13 protein-coding genes and 1 pseudogene are annotated in these 17755 nt (G+C 71.6%); 9 read left to right on the forward strand and 5 right to left on the reverse strand.

Annotated features, from left to right (window positions below):
- From ACN6LD_RS18690 to ACN6LD_RS18710, 5 genes and pseudogenes are all read left to right on the forward strand, one after another.
- Positions 1-361: pseudogene (locus ACN6LD_RS18690) on the forward strand (ALF repeat-containing protein); the annotation flags it as partial.
- Positions 362-584: 223 nt separating this feature from the next.
- Entirely contained in the window at positions 585-1454 is an 870-nt protein-coding gene (locus ACN6LD_RS18695) for an LLM class F420-dependent oxidoreductase (protein WP_445043782.1), read from the forward strand.
- Between the two features lie 64 nt (positions 1455-1518).
- Positions 1519-4134: a bifunctional FO biosynthesis protein CofGH gene (locus ACN6LD_RS18700; RefSeq protein WP_445043783.1), complete on the forward strand. Its 2616-nt coding sequence runs from the start codon at positions 1519-1521 to the stop codon at positions 4132-4134.
- Positions 4135-4210: 76 nt separating this feature from the next.
- Entirely contained in the window at positions 4211-4798 is a 588-nt protein-coding gene (locus ACN6LD_RS18705; RefSeq protein WP_319190979.1) for a hypothetical protein, read from the forward strand.
- Between the two features lie 220 nt (positions 4799-5018).
- Positions 5019-6143, forward strand: a complete 1125-nt coding sequence (locus ACN6LD_RS18710) for an ADP-ribosylglycohydrolase family protein (protein WP_319190981.1) — start codon at positions 5019-5021, stop codon at positions 6141-6143.
- 40 nt (positions 6144-6183) lie between these two features.
- On the opposite strand, the gene ACN6LD_RS18715 is transcribed toward ACN6LD_RS18710, so the two are convergent.
- Both ACN6LD_RS18715 and ACN6LD_RS18720 read right to left on the reverse strand, forming a co-directional pair.
- Positions 6184-7782, reverse strand: coding sequence for a sodium:solute symporter family protein (locus ACN6LD_RS18715; protein ID WP_319190983.1), 1599 nt, complete (start codon positions 7780-7782; stop codon positions 6184-6186).
- Positions 7783-7908: 126 nt separating this feature from the next.
- The gene (locus ACN6LD_RS18720; protein ID WP_319190985.1) at positions 7909-8694 is read right to left on the reverse strand and encodes an SDR family oxidoreductase; all 786 of its coding nucleotides are present in this window, start codon (positions 8692-8694) and stop codon (positions 7909-7911) included.
- 75 nt (positions 8695-8769) lie between these two features.
- Here ACN6LD_RS18720 and ACN6LD_RS18725 point away from each other — a divergent pair, with 75 nt between their 5' ends.
- Entirely contained in the window at positions 8770-9621 is an 852-nt protein-coding gene (locus tag ACN6LD_RS18725; RefSeq protein WP_319190987.1) for a hypothetical protein, read from the forward strand.
- Here ACN6LD_RS18725 and ACN6LD_RS18730 read toward each other — a convergent pair whose 3' ends face one another.
- Both ACN6LD_RS18730 and ACN6LD_RS18735 read right to left on the reverse strand, forming a co-directional pair.
- Positions 9622-11568, reverse strand: a complete 1947-nt coding sequence (locus ACN6LD_RS18730; RefSeq protein ID WP_319190989.1) for an MFS transporter — start codon at positions 11566-11568, stop codon at positions 9622-9624.
- 171 nt (positions 11569-11739) lie between these two features.
- On the reverse strand, positions 11740-14559 hold the full coding sequence (locus ACN6LD_RS18735; protein WP_445043784.1) for a D-alanyl-D-alanine carboxypeptidase: 2820 nt from the start codon (positions 14557-14559) through the stop codon (positions 11740-11742).
- A 237-nt stretch (positions 14560-14796) separates the two neighbouring features.
- Between ACN6LD_RS18735 and ACN6LD_RS18740 the strand changes: the two genes are divergently transcribed.
- From ACN6LD_RS18740 to ACN6LD_RS18750, 3 genes are all read left to right on the forward strand, one after another.
- Positions 14797-15552, forward strand: coding sequence for a GOLPH3/VPS74 family protein (locus tag ACN6LD_RS18740; RefSeq protein ID WP_057578912.1), 756 nt, complete (start codon positions 14797-14799; stop codon positions 15550-15552).
- Positions 15553-15803: 251 nt separating this feature from the next.
- The gene (locus ACN6LD_RS18745) at positions 15804-16661 is read left to right on the forward strand and encodes a helix-turn-helix domain-containing protein (protein WP_107443468.1); all 858 of its coding nucleotides are present in this window, start codon (positions 15804-15806) and stop codon (positions 16659-16661) included.
- Positions 16662-16848: 187 nt separating this feature from the next.
- Positions 16849-17040 carry a DUF397 domain-containing protein gene (locus ACN6LD_RS18750; RefSeq protein WP_319188899.1) on the forward strand — a complete coding sequence of 64 codons (192 nt, stop codon included), beginning with the start codon at positions 16849-16851 and terminating at the stop codon, positions 17038-17040.
- Positions 17041-17243: 203 nt separating this feature from the next.
- Here ACN6LD_RS18750 and ACN6LD_RS18755 read toward each other — a convergent pair whose 3' ends face one another.
- Positions 17244-17747 carry a glutathione peroxidase gene (locus tag ACN6LD_RS18755; protein ID WP_319188898.1) on the reverse strand — a complete coding sequence of 168 codons (504 nt, stop codon included), beginning with the start codon at positions 17745-17747 and terminating at the stop codon, positions 17244-17246.
- Positions 17748-17755: the final 8 nt, after the last annotated feature.

The following is a 17755-nucleotide window of genomic DNA, read 5'->3' on the forward strand; positions in this document are numbered from 1 at the left end:
TCTGGACGCGGGTACGCCGGAGGCCCTGCGCGCGTTCCTGGAGACCGGGTACCGGCTGGCGCGGGCCGAGGACGACCGGGTCGCCGTGTTCCGCATCCTCGGGGACAAGACCTCCGGCAAGGCGGTGGTCCGGGAGGCCGGGAGGGCTCTGGACGCGGGTACGCCGGAGGCCCTGCGCGCGTTCCTGGAGACCGGGTACCGGCTGGCGCGGGCCGAGGACGACCGGGTCGCCGTGTTCCGCATCCTGGCCGACCCGACCATCAGCAAGGCCCTGCGCGCCGCGGCCGAGAAGGCCGTCGGGGGCACCCCGGAGGAACTGCGGTACTTCCTGGAGGTGGGCCAGTACGAGGTCAAGCGCTGACGCTCGGGGCCGGGCCCGCAGGCCCGAGGCTCCCTGGGCCTCGGGCGTGCTCCGTCGGTGTGCGTCCGGAGCCGTAATGCCGACCAGTCGGTATGGACAGGTGTCGTGTCGCCCGGTACAGATGGGGATCGCACCCGCACACCTGGGGGTCGCCCCCGTGCACCTGGGGGCCGCCACCGCGACGACGCCGTCGACAGAGCCGCACGCAGCGAAAGGCCCGCCCATGCGCATCGCCGTCACGATCTTCCTCACCGACGAGACGATCACGCCCGTCCGCCTCGCCCGTGAGCTGGAGCAGCGCGGGTTCGCCGGGCTCTATCTGCCCGAGCACACGCACATCCCCGTCGAGCGCACCAGCCCCTATCCCGCCGGCGGCGACCTGCCCCGCGAGTACGGCCGCACCCTCGATCCGTTCGTCGCGCTCGGGCAGGCGGCGGCGGTGACGCAGACGCTGGGCCTCGGCACCGGCATCACGCTCGTCGCCCAGCACGACCCGATCGACCTGGCCAAGCAGATCGCCACCGTCGACCACCTCTCGGGCGGCCGGTTCACCCTGGGTCTCGGCTACGGCTGGAACGTCGAGGAGGCCGCCGACCACGGGGTGGAGTGGCGGACGCGGCGCGAGCTGGTCCGGGACCGGATGCGGCTGATGCAGGCGCTGTGGGCGGACGAGCCGACGGCGTACGAGGGCGAGTACGGGAGTGTGCGGGCCAGCTCGGCTCACCCCAAGCCGGTGCAGAAGCCGCGCGGACCGGTCGTCGGTCCGCGCACGCTCGTCGGCGGGGCCGCCGGGCCGAAGCTGTTCTCCCACATCTGCGAGTACGCCGACGGCTGGCTGCCGATCGGCGGCCGCGGCCTCTCCGAGTCCCTGCCCGTCCTGCGGGCCGCCTGGGCGGACGCCGGCCGCGAGCCGGCCGCGCTCCAGGTCGTGCCGTACGCCGTCCACCCCTCCCCGGGCAAGCTCGCCCACTACGCGGAGCTCGGCATCGACGAGGTCGTGGTCCAGCTCCCGCCCGCCGGCGAGGCGGAAGTGCTCGGCCTCCTCGACGGGTACAGCGCGTTCCTCTCCGGCGCCAGTGACACCGTGCGATGACTTCCCGAGAGGGACGGACCGGGCGTCCCGTCGGCTGTGATCAGCCCGAACGTATGCTCAAAGGATGACGACCCCCGAGAGCTCCGGTACCGGCCCCGGCCCCGTCCCGGGCACGAACACCGGCCCCACCGAGAACTCCCTGCGTCGCGCCCTCAAACGCGCCCGGGACGGCGTCGCCCTCGACGTCGGTGAGGCGGCCGTCCTGCTGCAGGCGCGCGGCGAGGCCCTCGACGACCTCGCCGCGTCGGCCGCCCGGGTGCGGGACGCCGGCCTGGAGGCGGCCGGCCGGCCCGGCGTCATCACGTACTCGAAGAGCGTCTTCATCCCCCTGACCCGGCTGTGCCGGGACAAGTGCCACTACTGCACGTTCGTCACCGTCCCGGGCAAGCTCCGCCGCGCCGGGCACGGCATGTTCATGTCCCCGGACGAGGTGCTCGACATCGCCCGCAAGGGCGCGGCCCTCGGCTGCAAGGAAGCCCTCATCACGCTCGGCGACAAGCCGGAGGAGCGGTGGCCCGAGGCCCGGGAATGGCTCGACGCGCACGGCTACGACGACACCATCGCCTACGTGCGCGCCGTCTCCATCCGCATCCTCGAGGAGACGGGACTGCTCCCGCACCTCAACCCGGGCGTGCTGTCCTGGACCGACTTCCAGCGGCTCAAGCCCGTCGCGCCCTCCATGGGCATGATGCTGGAGACCACCGCCACCCGGCTGTGGTCCGAGCCCGGCGGCCCGCACCACGGCAGCCCGGACAAGGAACCGGCCGTCCGCCTGCGCGTGCTGGAGGACGCGGGCCGTTCGTCCGTCCCCTTCACGTCCGGCATCCTGATCGGCATCGGCGAGACGTACGAGGAGCGGGCCGAGTCGCTGTTCGCGCTGCGCAAGGTCTCCCGCGCCTACCACGGCATCCAGGAACTGATCATCCAGAACTTCCGGGCCAAGCCGGACACCGCGATGCGCGGCATGCCGGACGCGGAACTCGACGAGCTGGTCGCCACCGTGGCCGTGGCCCGGCACATCATGGGCCCGTCCGCCTGCCTCCAGGCCCCGCCCAACCTCGTCGACAGCGAGTACGGGCGGCTGATCGGCGCGGGCGTCGACGACTGGGGCGGGGTCTCCCCGCTCACCATCGACCACGTCAACCCCGAGCGGCCCTGGCCGCAGATCGAGGAGCTGGCCGCGCAGTCCGCGGCGGCCGGCTTCACCCTGCGCGAACGCCTCTGCGCCTACCCGGAGTTCGTGCGGCGCGGCGAACCCTGGCTGGACCCGCGGCTGCTTCCGCACGTACGTGCGCTGGCCGACCCGCAGACCGGGCTCGCCCTGCCGGACGCCGTCGTCGAAGGGCGCCCGTGGCAGGAGCCGGAGGAGGTGTTCGTGTCGTCGGGGCGTACGGATCTGCACGCCTCGATCGACACCGAGGGCCGCACCTCCGACCGCCGCGACGACTTCGACGAGGTGTACGGCGACTGGGGCGCGCTGCGCGAGGCCGCCGCCCCGGGCATGGCGCCCGAGCGCATCGACACCGATGTGCGCCAGGCCCTGCGCACCGCCGCCGACGACCCGACGAAGCTCACCGACGACGAGGCGCTCGCCCTGCTGCACGCGGACGGCCCGGCCCTGGACGCCGTCTGCCGCATCGCGGACGACGTCCGCCGCTCGGCGGTCGGCGAGGACGTCACCTACATCGTCACGCGGAACATCAACTTCACCAACGTCTGCTACACCGGCTGCCGTTTCTGCGCGTTCGCACAGCGCCGCACCGACGCCGACGCGTACACGCTCTCCCTCGACCAGGTCGCCGACCGCGCCCAGCAGGCCTGGGAGCTGGGCGCGGTGGAGGTCTGCATGCAGGGCGGCATCCACCCGGACCTGCCCGGCACGGCGTACTTCGACATCGCGAAGGCGGTCAAGTCCCGCGTGCCGGGCATGCATGTGCACGCCTTCTCGCCGATGGAGGTGGTCAACGGCGCGACCCGCACCGGTCTGTCGGTCCGCGAGTGGCTGACGGCGGCGAAGGAGGCGGGCCTCGACTCGATCCCCGGCACGGCGGCGGAGATCCTCGACGACGAGGTCCGCTGGGTCCTGACCAAGGGCAAGCTGCCGGCGGCGACCTGGATCGACGTCGTCACGACGGCACACGAGCTCGGCATCCGGTCCTCGTCCACGATGATGTACGGCCATGTCGACCAGCCCCGGCACTGGCTCGGGCACCTGCGGACCCTCGCCGGCATCCAGCAACGCACCGGCGGGTTCACGGAGTTCGTCACGCTGCCGTTCATCCACACCAACGCGCCGGTCTACCTGGCGGGCATCTCCCGTCCCGGCCCGACCATGCGGGACAACCGGGCGGTCACGGCGATGGCCCGGCTGCTGCTGCACCCGCACATCCCCAACATCCAGACCAGCTGGGTGAAGCTGGGCACGGAGGGCGCGGCGGAGATGCTGCGGTCGGGGGCGAACGACCTGGGCGGCACGCTGATGGAGGAGACGATCTCGCGGATGGCGGGCTCGTCCTACGGCTCGTACAAGTCCGTCAAGGACCTGATCGCCGTCGCCGAGGCGGCGGACCGTCCGGCGAAGCCGCGCACGACGCTGTACGGCGAGGTGTCCGAGGAGCGGCAGCGGGCCGCGGCGGCGTCGGACGGGCATCTGCCGGAACTGCTGCCGGTGCTGGACTGAGGACAGTTCTACGGGATCCCCACAGTACGATGATCGGACCCCTCGTGGCCGAGGGGTCCCGTAGCTGAGGAGATGCGTGCCCGTGCCTGCCCGACGGCTTCCCTCCTGGGCCTGGGTCACCGGCCTGACCGCCGGTGCGATCGCCGCGGTCGTCGTGCTGACGGCACAGGCCGAGAACGGTCCGCACCCGACGGCGTCGGCGGCGAAGCGGCCGAACGCCTCGGCGTCCGCGTCCGCGAAACCGCCGGCCTCGCCGAAGCCCTCCGCCTCGCCGCAGGCGGCGGGGGTGCCCGCGAAGTCGGGCACGGGCCGCAGGGTCGTCTACTCCCTGGGGCAGCACCGCGTCTGGCTGGTCGACGCGGACGACACGGCCCGGCGCAGTTTCACGGTCTGGCCCGGCACGGTGAACCCGGCCGTCGGCGGCTACACGGTGTCGCTCCGCAAGGACGCCCTCAAGGGGTCCGACGGCGTGCAGATCGAGCACGTCATGTACTTCTCCGTCGCGTCGGGCGTCAACATCGCCTTCTCCAACGCCGTCGACGGCTCCTCCCCGCCCCCGGCCGCCGCCGGCGCGCAGACCGGCGGCATCCGGATGGCCAAGGCGGACGGGACGGCGCTGTGGGCGTTCGGCGAGACGGGGACGAAGGTCAGGGTCGTCGAGTAGGACGGGTCCCGAAGCCCACGGTCACCCGCCGCGCCGCACATGCCCCAGCCCGCACCCTCACTCACTCACGCGCTCGCTCACGCGCGGACCGCTCGTGCGCGGTCGACCGCCGGCAGTTCACAACCCCTCCACCCGTCGGCCGTCACACCGGCCGGGAACCGGGCGTCGTTCGATTACAGTGACGGACGTCGTACGTACGGACGGTGGCCGGGAGGACTTGGTGGGTGCGACTGCCGGGCCCGTCTGGGGCCGCGCCGAACAACAGGACTTCCGCAGCAGGGTGCGCGGCACACTGCTGGGCGCGGCCGTCGGCGACGCGCTCGGCGCGCCCGTCGACGGGCTGGGTCTCGAGGAGATCCGACAGGGGCACGGGCCCGAGGGCGTGGTGGACCTGGTGTCCGCCTACGGGCGGCGCGGCGCGGTCACCCACCTCACCCAGCTGACCCTCTTCACGGTGGACGGTCTGATCCGTGCCCAGGTGCGGCGGGACACCGGCGCCTGGCATCCGCCGACCGATCTGCACCGGGCGTATCTGCGATGGGCGGCGACCCAGCGCGACTGGGGGCCCGACCTGCGGCGCAAGGACGACGGCTGGCTCGCCCACGAGGAGTGGCTGTACGCCCGCCGTGATCCGACCCGCACCCTGCTGCTCGGGCTGGGCGACGACGTGATGGGCACCCTGGAAGTTCCCAAGAGCCCCGGCGCGGCCGGTCCGGAGGTCGTGCCCCGCTCGGTGCCGTTCGGGCTGCTCGTCGGCTGGGAGCCGCAGCTCGTCGCGCAGCTCGCGGTGGAGTGCGCGGCCCAGACCCACGGCCACCCCGCGGCCTGCCTCGCGGCGGGCGCGTACGCCGTCACCGTGCACGCGCTGGCGCGCGGCGAGAGCCTGGACGGCGCGGTGCGGCAGGCGCTCGCGCTGCTGGCGGCGCGGCCGGGGCACGAGGAGGTGTCGCAGGCGCTGCAACGCGCGCTGGGCGCCGTGCGGCAGGGGCTCCCGGGTCCGGCGCGGGTGGAGGAGCTGGCGGGGGCGGGGACCGCGGAGGCGGTGCTGTCCGGCGCGGTCTACTGCGCACTGGTCGCCGAGGACGTCCGGCACGGGCTGCGGCTCGCCGTGAACCACGGAGCCCCCTCGGGCCCGACCGCGGCCCTCGCCGGCGGTCTGCTCGGCGCCCTGCACGGCGAGACGGCCCTCCCGCCGGCCTGGCTGGCCGAGCTGGAGGGCCGTCCCACGATCCTGGAACTCGCCGACGACTTTGCCATGGAGATGACCCAGGGGCCCGCCCTGCACGGTCCTGCGGGGGCTTCGCCGGGATGGCTGGCGAGGTATCCGAGGGGCGGGCCGAGCTGAGGGCGGGGCCGGGCCGGGGCGGGGCCGCGTCGAGGGTCCCTCACACTCCCCCGGAGGGGGCGCCCCCGGACGGGCTGATGAGTTTCCCTTCCACCGTGTCCCGGGGCTCCGGCACCGCCGCCGCTCCCGCGGAGTCCCCGTCCCCGTCCGTGTTGATGGTCTCGATGATCGCGAGGCGTTCCGGGGTGTCCTCGGGCTTGACGAACCCGATGACGATGTAGAGGACCAGCGACACGGCCAGCGGGATCGACACCTGGTACTGGAGCGGCACGCCGCCGTCGACGTTCCAGTTGATCGGGTAGTTGACCAGCCAGAAGGCCAGCAGGCCCATCGACCAGCTGCCGAGCGCCGCCGTCGGACCGGAGCGGCGGAACGGGCGCAGCAGACCCAGCATCATCGGGATCGCCATCGGGCCCATCAGGCCGGCGACCCACTTGATGACCACCGTGATGATGTCCTTGAAGGCCGGGGAGTTGACCTGGGTGGCCGCCGCCATGGAGAGGCCGAGGAACACGACGGTCGTCACGCGCGCCGCGATCAGTCCCGACCGCTGGTTCCACTCCCGGGCCCTGGCCCAGATGACGGGCGCGCAGTCCCGGGTGAAGACCGCGGCGATGGCGTTGGCGTCGGAGGAGCACATCGCCATCGTGTGGGAGAAGAAGCCGACGATGACGAGTCCCAGCAGGCCGTGCGGCAGCAGCTGTTCGGTCATCAGGGCGTAGGAGTCGGAGCCGTCCGGCTTGTTGGAGGTCACCAGCAGCGGGGACATCCACATCGGGAAGAACAGCACCAGCGGCCACACCAGCCACAGCGCGGCCGACAGCCGCGCGGAGCGCTCGGCCTCCTTCGGACCGGACGTGGCCATGTACCGCTGGGCCTGGTTCAGCATGCCGCCGTTGTACTCGAAGAGCTTGATGAAGAGGAACGCGAGCAGGAACACCGTGCCGTACTGGGCGACGAGCGGCTTGTCGTGGCCCTGGAGCGCCGGCTGGTCCCAGGCGTCCAGGAACCCGATTCCCTTGTCGTTCAGCTTCAGCACGACGGCCACGAACATCGCGATGCCGGCCAGCAACTGGATGACGAACTGGCCGAGTTCGGTCAGTGCGTCCGCCCACAGGCCGCCGATGGTGCAGTAGACGGCGGTGATCGCGCCCGTGATGAGGATGCCCTGGTTGAGGGAGATGCCGGTGAAGACGGACAACAGGGTGGCGATGGCGGCCCACTTGGCGCCCACGTCCACGATCTTCAGCATCATCCCGGACCAGGCGAGCGCCTGCTGGGTCTTCAGGTCGTACCGGTTCTTCAGGTACTCCAGCGGGGAAGCCACATGGAGCCGCGACCGCAGCCGGTTGATGCGCGGCGCGAACAGCTTCGAGCCGATCGCGATGCCCAGTGCGATGGGGAAGGACCAGGTGACGAAGGAGGTGACGCCGTAGGTGTAGGCGATGCCCGCGTACCCGGTGAACATCACCGCGCTGTAGCCCGACATGTGGTGCGAGATGCCGGACAGCCACCAGGGCATCTTGCCGCCGGCGGTGAAGAAGTCGCTCACGTCGTCGACGCGTTTGTGCGACCAGACGCCGATCGCGACCATCACGCCGAAATAGCCGATGAGCACGGCCCAGTCGAGACCGTTCATGTGCGCCCTCCCAGGGATCAGCCCGGCGCTCATCGTGGGCGCTTACGCGTGGACACGACAAGTAACCGTGAGGTCAAAGGGAGGTAAAAAAATTCGGTATGATGTCTTGCGTTCATCCATATGAACTCAACGCATCAGCTCCCCGGCGTTGACCAGCAACGACTGTCCGGTGATCGCCCTCGCCCGGTCCGACGCCAGGAACACCGCCGCATCCGCGACGTCCCCGTCCGTGGCGAGCTCCGGCAACGCCATCCGTTCCGTGAGCCTCCCCAGCACCTCCTCCTCGGGCACCCCCTCGGTCTGTGCGGTGAACTGCACATAGGCCTGCACCGGCGGCCCCCACATCCATCCCGGCAGCACCGTGTTGACCCGCACGCGGTGCGGCCCGAGCTCCCGCGCGAGCGAGTACATCGCGCTCGTCAGCGCCCCCTTGGAGGCCGCGTACGCCGCCTGCCGCACCTGCGAGGGCGCCGCCACGGCCGACTGCGTCCCGATGAACACGACCGACCCGCCCCGCTCCTTCAGCGCGGGCAGACAGGCCCGCGTCATCCGCAGCGTGCCCAGCAGGTTGACGTCCAGAACCGACTGCCACGTCGTGAAGTCGGCGTCCTCGACCCCGCCGAAGTAGGAGTCCCAGGCCGCCACGTGCACCACCGCGTCGATCCCCCCGAACCGCTCCCGCGCCAGTCCGGCCAGCGCCTCGCAGCTCTGCTCGTCGGTGATGTCGGCGGCCCGGTACGCGGTGCGCGCCCCCGCCGGGTCGATCTCGGCGGCGCTCTTCGCGAGGTTCGCCTCGGTCCGCGCCCCGAGCACGGCGTTCCCGCCCTCCCGCACGACCGCCGCGGCGACCTGGTGACCGAGCCCGGCGCCGACCCCCGACACGACCACGGTCCTGCCCTCGAGCGATGACATAGGGCCTCCCTGCCTCTTCCGCTCTATCTGACGGAGCGTCAGAGTATGGGCCAGTCACCGAGGATGGGGAAGAGCATGAGCGAGGAGACGCACAGCGACACGCACAGCGAGACGTACGCCGAACTGGCCGCCGTCGGCCCCTACGGGGTCCACCCCGGGCACGCCCTGATCACCATGGTCGAACCGCACCCCGGCCACGAGTACGCCTACAACCGCTGGTACGAGGACGACCACTACTACGCCGGCGCGATGGCCATGCCGTGGATGTACGCCGGCCGCAGATGGGTGGCCACCCGCGACCTGCAACTGCTCCGCTACCCCGAGAAGTCGGCGGTCGCCCAGCCCGTCACCGCCGGCTGCTACCTCTCCACCTACTGGATCACCGACGGACGGCACGGCGACCACATGAAGTGGACGGTCGCAATCAACAAGCGCCTCAACCGGGACGCCCGCGTCTACCACGACCGCACCCACGTGTTCACCGCGTTCCAGGACCACGCGACGACGGTCTACCGGGACGGCGCGGCGGGCCCGAGGGACTTCCACGCCCTCGACCACCCCTACGCGGGCCTCGTCGTCGAGGTGATCGACGCCGACTCGGCGCAGCAGCGCGCCGAACTCCTGCACTGGCTGCGCGCCCGCCACCTCCCGCGGCGGCTGGCCGGCTCCCCGGCGGCCATGGTCACCGTCTTCTGCCCCACCCCGCTCCCCGGCGACCGCATGACCTACGTCAAGCAGGTCGAGGGCGTCGACACCCGGCTGACCCTCCTGTGGTTCCTGGAGGCGGCCCCCGGCGACTGCTGGGACCCGTACTTCACCGGGCTGGAGGAGGCGGTCGCGGAGTCGGGCCTGGGCCGCGTGGAACTGGTCGCGCCGTTCATCCCCACGGTGCCGGGCACCGACCGGTACGTGGACCGGCTGCGCTGATCACCGCCGGTCCTTCAGCTCGTCCGGGCACGGCGTCCCCCGGGGCAGCTGGTAGGGCGCCGCCAGCCGGTACGTGCCCGCCTTCGGCGCGAGCAGCACCGTCCACTTGTCGCCGTCCGCGTCCTCCGCCGTCTCGAACAGGCATCCGTTGACGTTGTCGAACGTCTTCGGCTCGCCGTCGGAGCGGTCCTTGGACTCCTGCGTCTCCTGCGGCGGCTTCAGGCTCTTGCCCTGCGCGTCCACCACGCTCAGCCACGGCGAGTACGGGATCCGGATCAGGATCCGACCCGCCTTCTTCACGTCGATCGTCATCTCGCCCTGCTCGGCCCGCTGCACCACCGCGTTCGGCTCGGCGAGCGGGGCCGGATCGAGGACCTTGAACAGCTGCCAGTTGGCGTCGCCCCAGATCTGCTCCAGATACGGCAGCCCCCGCTGCACCAGCTCCCGCTCGCGCTCGCCGCCGTCCCCGTCCAGCGCCTCCTTGGGGACGACGACGAAGTGCACCGCCCACCGCTGCAGCCAGTCGTGGTAGTTCGCGGAGTTGAGGGTGTCGTCGTAGAAGAGCGGGTTGCGCTCCATGTCGGCCTGGCGGTTCCAGCCGCGGGCGAGGTTGACGTACGGCGCGAGCGCGGACGCCTCGCGGTGCGAACGGGCCGGGACGACCTCCACCCGGCCCTTCTCCGCGCCGACCCCCTGCAGCTCGTTGACGAGCGGCGCCAGCTCGCGCGCCCAGGAGGCCGCCGGGGTCGTCCGCACCACGTCGTCGACCGACTTGAAGCCGATCCAGCCCACGAACGTCAGCGACGACAGGACGATCACGTACCACTTGCGGCTGCGCGGCACGGCGAACGGCAGCGCGGCCATCAGCACCACACCCGTGAACATCATCGCGAGCCGGGTGATGTTGGACCCGATCTGCGAGCTGATCAGCCACACCATCAGCACCCCGAGCCCGTACACCGCCGCCGTGATCCGCACGGTCTTCCAGTCGCGCGGGACGACGGCGAAGACGACGAGCGCCGACAGCAGCGGCAGGGACGCCGAGCCGAAGGACATCGGCTGGGTGCCGGAGAACGGGAACAGCCAGGCGGAGAGGGCGACCACCACCGTGGGGGCGAGCCCGAGCGCCCACGCGCCCGGCCGCCGCTTCTGCAGGAACATCGCGACGGCGACTATGCCCACGAAGAGCCCGGCCACCGGCGAGCCCATGGTGGCGAGCGCGGCGAGCGGCGCCGCGCACAGCGCCTTCGCCCACCGTTTGTAGCGCCAGCGGTGCGGCCAGCAGAACACGACGGCGACCGCGCCCAGCGCGAACATGTTGCCGAGGCCGAACGTCACCCGGCCCGAGGCGGCGTTGCAGAGCAGCGCGAAGATCCCCGCGAGCGCGGGCCACACCGGGTTCTTCACCGGCCTGCAGCGCAGCAGGATCAGGGTGAGCAGCCCCGCCGAGATCGTCCCGGCGATCATCATCGTCGTCCGGACGCCGAGCAGGGACATCAGGTACGGCGACACCATGCTGTACGACACCGGGTGCATGCCGCCGTACCAGGCGAGGTTGTACGCGGAGTCGGGGTGCCGGCCCACGAACTCGGCCCAGGCGTCCTGCGCCGCGAGGTCGCCGCCGCTGTTCGCGAACGTGAAGAACCAGACGAGGTGCAGCACGCCGGACAGCGCCGTCATGGAGAGCACGAGATGGCGGCCGAGAGGTCCGCCGAGGCGCGCGCCGACCCGGTCGAGGGCGCCGCGCACCCGGGACGTCCCGCGCGCGGACTGCGTCAGGTCCTCCCGCGCGCCGTCCGGGACCCGGTCCTGCCCGAGGTCTACCACCGCGCCGCCCGCCGGGTCACGGTCGTGCTCGCCCGACTGGGGTGCGGGCACCCTGGTGCGCGAGCCGGCGTCCCGGTCCGGACCGGCGTCGTCGGCACGTGTCGGTTCCGCAGTGGCCACCTGAAGGCACTCCCCGTGTCCCGTCTTCTGTTCTCGGCCGCGTACCGTTCGCGTCCGCTTCACGGCTACGCCCTTGCGACAGGCGGCCTGTCCCGTTTCGCGACGCTAGCACGCACCCCGCCGGGCGGCTGCCCGACGGGGTGCGGAAGGCGTGCGGACGGGCGTCGCGGGTCAGCCGACGCGGGTCAGCTTGTCCGAGAAGCCCGGCTCGGCCAGGTCCGTCTGCAGGGCGACCGGCACCTTCACCGCGCTGCTGGAGCCGTCGCCGACGGTGAGCGTGCCCACCTGGGTGCCGGCCTTGGCCGTGTGCGGCACCTCACCGGCGGTGAACGACAGCTTCACCGTCAGACCGGCCCAGCCGGCCGCCGAGACGTCCTTGGTGATGACGACGGGCGTGTGGCCGCCGAGCTTGTCGTCCACGTACCCGACGACGTCGCCCTTCTTCAGGATCTTCGCCGAGGTGAGCGCGTCCTCGGCGGCGAGCAGCGCCGCCTCGCTGACCACGTTGGCCGTCTTGAGGATCTCGCGCTTGTGCTGACCGAGGATCGCGCCGACGAGGGTCACCGACTTCCCGTCGACCTTCTTGCGGGAGGCGAACAGCAGGTTGCCGCCGGCCGCGCTGGTGCTGCCGGTCTTGATGCCGATGGCGCCGATCCTGAGCGGCAGCTCGTTGTAGTTGTTCCAGTACTTGCCGCTCGGGTCGGTCCAGCTCGCCGCGCTGGAGATGGCGACCAGGGCGGGTTCCTTCACGAACGCCCGGCCGAGCTTGACCTGGTCCTCCGCCGTGGAGACGGTGGTCTCCTTCAGGCCCGAGGGGTCGGTGTACGTCGTGTTCGTCATGCCCAGCTCCTTGGCGGTGGCGTTCATCTTCTTCACGAACGCCTCCACCGAGCCCGCGTCCCAGCGCGCGAGCAGCCGCGCGATGTTGTTGGCGGAGGGGATGATGACGGCCGACAGGGCCTGCTTCTCGGTGAGCTTGTCGCCGGCCTTGACGGTGTTGAGCGTCGACTCGTCGAGGGTGACGTCGTAGCCGCCCTCCTTCTCCGCCGTCGCGTCGACCTCGATCTCCGGGCCTTCCTCCCCGGCCTTCATCGGGTGGTCCTTGAGGATGATGTACGCGGTCATGGTCTTGGCGACCGAGCCGATGGCCACGGGCGTCTGCTTGCCGAAGCTGCCCATCGTGCCGACGCCGTCGGCGTCCATCCAGCCCTGCCCCTCGTTCGGCCAGGGCAGCTGCGTCCTGCCGCCCTCGAAGGTGTACGAGCTCTTCGCGGTCAGAGTGAGCGCGGTCGCCGGCAGCGGCCGCACGGCCTGCGCGATCGCAAACACGACGACCAGCAGGAGGACCAGCGGCGTCCAGATCTTGAGTCGCCGTCCGAGGGTGCGCAGCGGGGTCGGCGGGGGCGGCGGGGTGTTCGTCAGCTCGGCCAGCAGGTCCAGCGGCGGCTTCGGCGGCAGCGGCTGCTGCGTGGTCCGCTCGGGGCCGACCTGCGGGACGAACGCGGTGACGTCGGCGGGCGGCTGGGCGGCGGGCTTCGGCGGGCGGGGCTCGTCGAGCGGCTTGAGCGCGACGAACTTGCTCGTCCGCTCGGCCGGCGCCGCGGGCTTCTCGTCGGCCCGGTCGGTCTTCCCTGCGGCGCCGGCCTCGTCCGTCGCGTCGGCCGTGCCGGATGCGTCGGTCGCGTCGGCCTTCTCCTCGCTCGGCCGGGGCTTGACGTCGCCGAGCTTCAGCATGGTGGTCGGCTGGTCGACGGCGGGCTTGGGCCGGGGGGTCTTGAAGACGGCGGTCGGCTGGTCGACGGGGGAGCGGCCGGCCTCGGCGTCCTCTGGCTCGGCGTCGGGCCCGGCGTCGGCCTTCTCGCCCTTGCCGGCGTCCGACGCCCACTTCGGCGCGCGCTTGGCGGTCTGTCCGGCCTCGGCGCCGGCACCATCCTCGGCACCGGCCTTGGCACCAGCACCAGCACCAGCACCGGCCTTGGCCTGCGACCCGGCGGCCTCGGCGGAATCGGCGGACTCTTCTGCGCTCTCGGGCCGCGTGTCCTGCGGCTCGTCGGTGACGTCGACGGCGTCAGCGCCGGGGCGCGCACCGGCCTTCGCGGCGGCGCTCTCCGAACGCGCGTCGTCCTCCGCGCCGGCGTCCGCGCCGGTGCCTGGGGCGTCGTCCGGGGCGTCGTCCAAGACGGTGTCCGGGACCGCGTCCGCGGGTTCGTCCGCGGGCTCTTGCGTCTCACCGCCGGCCGGGCCGGTCGCGGGGCCGTCCTCGGGGCTCCTGTCGTCCGCCGTGGCGACCCACTGGGCCACGGCCGCCCGCAGACGGTCCTCGCCGCCCTCGGGAGCCTCGTCGGCGGTCCCGGCGACGTCTTCGGTCTCGTCGCCGCCCTCAGGGCCGTCCCCGGCCCCGTCGTCGGCGCTCTCCCCGGCCGCTGGGGCCGCCTCGGCGTCCTTCGCGTCCTCGGAGCCGCCCGACCCGCCCGACGCCTCTGCCGGGGTCTCCTCGGCGGCCTCCGGCCCCTTCTCCGCTTCCCGCTCCCCGGCGGCCGGCTCGGTCCGCGCTGACCCGGTCCCGGCGGCCTCGGCGTCGCTCCTGGAGGCGTCGGCGTCGGTCTCCGCGGGTTCGGTCTCCGCGGGTTCGGCCTTCGAGGGTTCGGTCTCCGCCGCTTCGGTCTTCGCTGTCCCGGACTCCTCGGCCCCGGACTCCTCGGCCCGGGACTCCTCGGCCCGGGACTCCTCGGCCCGGGACTCCTCGGCCCGGGATGCCTCGGCCCCGGACTCCTCGGCGTCCTCGGTCTTCAGATCCCGTACCGAGAACACCCGCGTCGCCGTGTCCACGCCGCCGCGGGCCGACGAGGGCTCGCTGTCCCGCGCCACGGCGACCCGCGGATCGCGGATCTCGCGGGATTCCCGTGCCTCGGGAACCGTGCCCGCGCTCCCCGACGTCGGTTCTGCCGACGACTCGCGCTGCTTCGACCTGTCGGGGGACTCGCCCGCCACCGATGCCTCCTCGTGTGCCGCACGCCGTCAGCGCGCCTGCCGAACCGTGAACAGCCCGCCCCGGACCCGCCTCGCGGCGGTGTCCGAACCATGTACCAGTGTCCTGTGTAGAGGGCTTGGCTCCTGCGGTAGACGAGAACGACATACCTACTGGTTCCACTACAAACAGGTCACGCACCCTCGACAGATGAATGTGAGAGGGGTCACCCTGTCATTCATCCACGCGGGGAGGCATGGATGGGCAGGAGCCGCAGAACGATTCCGGAAGAGCTTCTTCTGCTGGCGTTGGACCCGACCACGGGTACCACCGCACAGCCGCAGTCGCTCGACCTTGGTCTGGCCGGAGCACAGCTAGTGGAGCTGGCGCTGGCCGGGCGGATAGCCCCTGACGGGGATCGTATCGCCGTGGTGTCCCCACGGCCGACTGGAGACCCAACGCTGGACTGCGCGTTGGAGTTGCTGCGAAGGCGTGGCGCTCCCGTACGGGCTGTCCACTGGATCGGCGGGCCGCGTCTCGGGCTGCGCCAGATCTACCTTTCGCATCTGGAGCGGTGCGGCATGGTGCATGCCGTGGCGGGCCAGATGTGCGGAGTGCTGCCGACGACTCGCTACCAGGCGACGGACACCGACATCAGCCGGGAGATCAAGGCCCGGCTGGACTCCGCGATCCGCACCGGCGTGCCGCCGGACCCGCGGACCGCGGCGCTCGCCGCTCTGGCGCACGCGGTCGGCCTCGGCAAGCACCTGTACCCGGGCAACGAGGGACGCTCGTCCCGCTCCCGGTTGCGGGACCTGATCAGGCACGACCCCATGGGCGGCCTCGTGGCGCACGCCGTGATGGACGTCCAGAACGGCGCGGCGGCACAGCCGCGCCGCAACCAGGCGCCCCCCGGCCGGCAGGCCGGACCGGGAGCCAGGCCCGCTCCGGAACCCGCCCGTGGCGTTCCGGCGCAGCCGCACCGCAACCCCATGGCGCGTGTGGTGGCCCTCTGAGCCGTCAGACCTGAGACCTGTTCGGGAGCCGACGCGGCCCGCGCGGGGCGGTGCATCTGCCGCCCCGCGCGGACGTGTGTCGGGAGCCGTCGGGAGCCGTCCGGGAACCCCTTCGGGGTCCCGCCCGAACTGGCGCGCAGCGGCCGCATATCCACCGTTTTCCAGCGGTGGAAAGCGCCTTGGTGGCAGTCTGCTGAACAGCAGATACGCAAAGTGTTTGAGACAGACACGCAGCCGGAGGTGCACGTCCCGTGGCGTCCAATGTCAATCCCACCGTCAGACGACGCCGGTTGGGCCAGGAGCTGCGCCGGCTCCGTGAGCTCAAGGGCATGACGGCCGAAGAGGTGGCCGAGCGCCTGCTGGTGTCCCAGTCGAAGATCAGCCGGCTGGAGAACGGCCGGCGCAGCATCAGCCAGCGCGACGTCCGAGACCTGTGCGGGGTGTACGAGGTCGAGGACCAGCGGATGGTCGACTCGTTGATGGAGATGGCCAAGGACTCCCGGCAGCAGGGCTGGTGGCACGCCTTCGGCGATGTCCCGTACAGCGTCTACATCGGTCTGGAGACGGACGCGGCGAGCCTGCGCGTGTACGACCCGCAGGTGGTGCCCGGCCTGCTGCAGACCCGTCAGTACGCGGAAGCGCTGATCTCGGGCGCGCTGCCGGAGACCGCGCAGACGGAGATCGACAAGCGGGTGCAGGTGCGCATGCGCCGGCAGGAGCGGGTCTCGTCGGGCGAGAACCCGCTGCGGCTGTGGAGCGTCATGGACGAGTCGGCGCTGCGGCGCGTCGTCGGCGGCCGCGAGTTGATGCGGGACCAGCTGGAACACCTCGTCGAGCAGTCCCAGTTGCCGCATGTGACGGTCCAGGTGATCCCGTTCGAGATGGGCGCGCATCCGGGCCTCAACGGCCAGTACGCGATCCTCGAGTTCCCCGACACGGCCGACTCCAGCGTCGTCTACATCGAGGGCGTCACCAGCGACCTCTATCTGGAGAAGCCGAACGACGTGCAGAAGTACAGCGTGATGTACGAGCATCTGCGCGCCCAGGCCCTGAACGTGGAGCAGTCCCGCCAGTTCATCGCCGACATCGCCAAGGGCTATGTGAGGTGAGGTCCGGCGGGAAGTTGCGCATGATACGCGTTGACCCCACCGGTATGGAAGTTTCCACTGGAATATGTCATCCGGTCGAGTGAATAGTCGCTTCGTCAGTCGATGTTGGCGAGTAGCGTCGATCACGCCATCAAGTAACAAGGTTGGCGTGAAGACAGCAACTCAACAACTGCACTCCGGAGCAAAAATGGCAATTCGTCAGGGCAGCGCGCACATGTGGACCAAGTCCTCCTACTCCACGGGCAACGGTGCATGCGTCGAGGTCAAGTCGCCGGCCGTACAGGCCCTGTTCGTCCGTGACTCCAAGGTCCAGGACGGTCCGACCCTGGTCTTCCCCGCCGACGCGTGGAGCGACTTCGTGGCGTCGGTCAAGGCGTAGGGCGGAGGACTTCCTGACCCTCAGCCGGATACCGAACACAACTGCAGAAGAACCACCCACGGGCCCTCTCGTCCAGATCGCCGTCCTAGCCGAGGGGGCCCGTCGCATGCCCGGGCGGGCCGCCCGGCCGACCGCTCAGTCCGGCCGCCCGCTCGGTCCGGCCGCCCGCTCAGCCCAGGCGGCCGTTCAGCCCAGGCGGCCGTTCAGCCCAGGCGGCTCTCGATCGCCGCGACCACCTCGGGAGCCTCCGGCTCGGTCTGCGGGGAGAAACGGGCGACGACGGAGCCGTCCCGGCCGATCAGGAACTTCTCGAAGTTCCAGCGGACGTCGCCGGTGTGGCCCTCGCCGTCCGCGAACCCGACGAGCCGCTCGTACAGCGGGTGCCGGCCGTCCCCGTTGACCTCGACCTTCTCGGTCAGCGGGAAGCTCACGCCGTAGGTGGCCGAGCAGAACTCCGCGATCTCCTCGGCGCTGCCGGGCTCCTGCCCGAGGAACTGGTTGCAGGGCACGCCGAGGACGGTGAAGCCCTTCCCGGCGTACCGCTCCTGCAGCCGCTCCAGGCCGGTGTACTGCGGGGTGAGACCGCACTTGGAGGCCACGTTCACCACCAGCACGACCTGGCCCGTGTACTGCGAGAGCTCCGCGGAGCCGCCCTTGAGGGCGTCGATCTGGACGTCGAGGGGAGAGGTACCGGCATCAGTAGTCATGCTCCGGA

Source organism: Streptomyces sp. SAS_272 (assembly GCF_052543235.1).

What these genes read in the sequence shown, in the direction of transcription:
- ACN6LD_RS18715 (WP_319190983.1), bottom strand. Translation starts at nt 7,782, where the DNA reads ATGAACGGTCTCGACTGGGCCGTGCTCATCGGCTATTTCGGCGTGATG.
- ACN6LD_RS18740 (WP_057578912.1), top strand. Translation starts at nt 14,797, where the DNA reads ATGGGCAGGAGCCGCAGAACGATTCCGGAAGAGCTTCTTCTGCTGGCG.
- ACN6LD_RS18725 (WP_319190987.1), top strand. Translation starts at nt 8,770, where the DNA reads ATGAGCGAGGAGACGCACAGCGACACGCACAGCGAGACGTACGCCGAA.
- ACN6LD_RS18695 (WP_445043782.1), top strand. Translation starts at nt 585, where the DNA reads ATGCGCATCGCCGTCACGATCTTCCTCACCGACGAGACGATCACGCCC.
- ACN6LD_RS18700 (WP_445043783.1), top strand. Translation starts at nt 1,519, where the DNA reads ATGACGACCCCCGAGAGCTCCGGTACCGGCCCCGGCCCCGTCCCGGGC.
- ACN6LD_RS18720 (WP_319190985.1), bottom strand. Translation starts at nt 8,694, where the DNA reads ATGTCATCGCTCGAGGGCAGGACCGTGGTCGTGTCGGGGGTCGGCGCC.
- ACN6LD_RS18755 (WP_319188898.1), bottom strand. Translation starts at nt 17,747, where the DNA reads ATGACTACTGATGCCGGTACCTCTCCCCTCGACGTCCAGATCGACGCC.
- ACN6LD_RS18750 (WP_319188899.1), top strand. Translation starts at nt 16,849, where the DNA reads ATGGCAATTCGTCAGGGCAGCGCGCACATGTGGACCAAGTCCTCCTAC.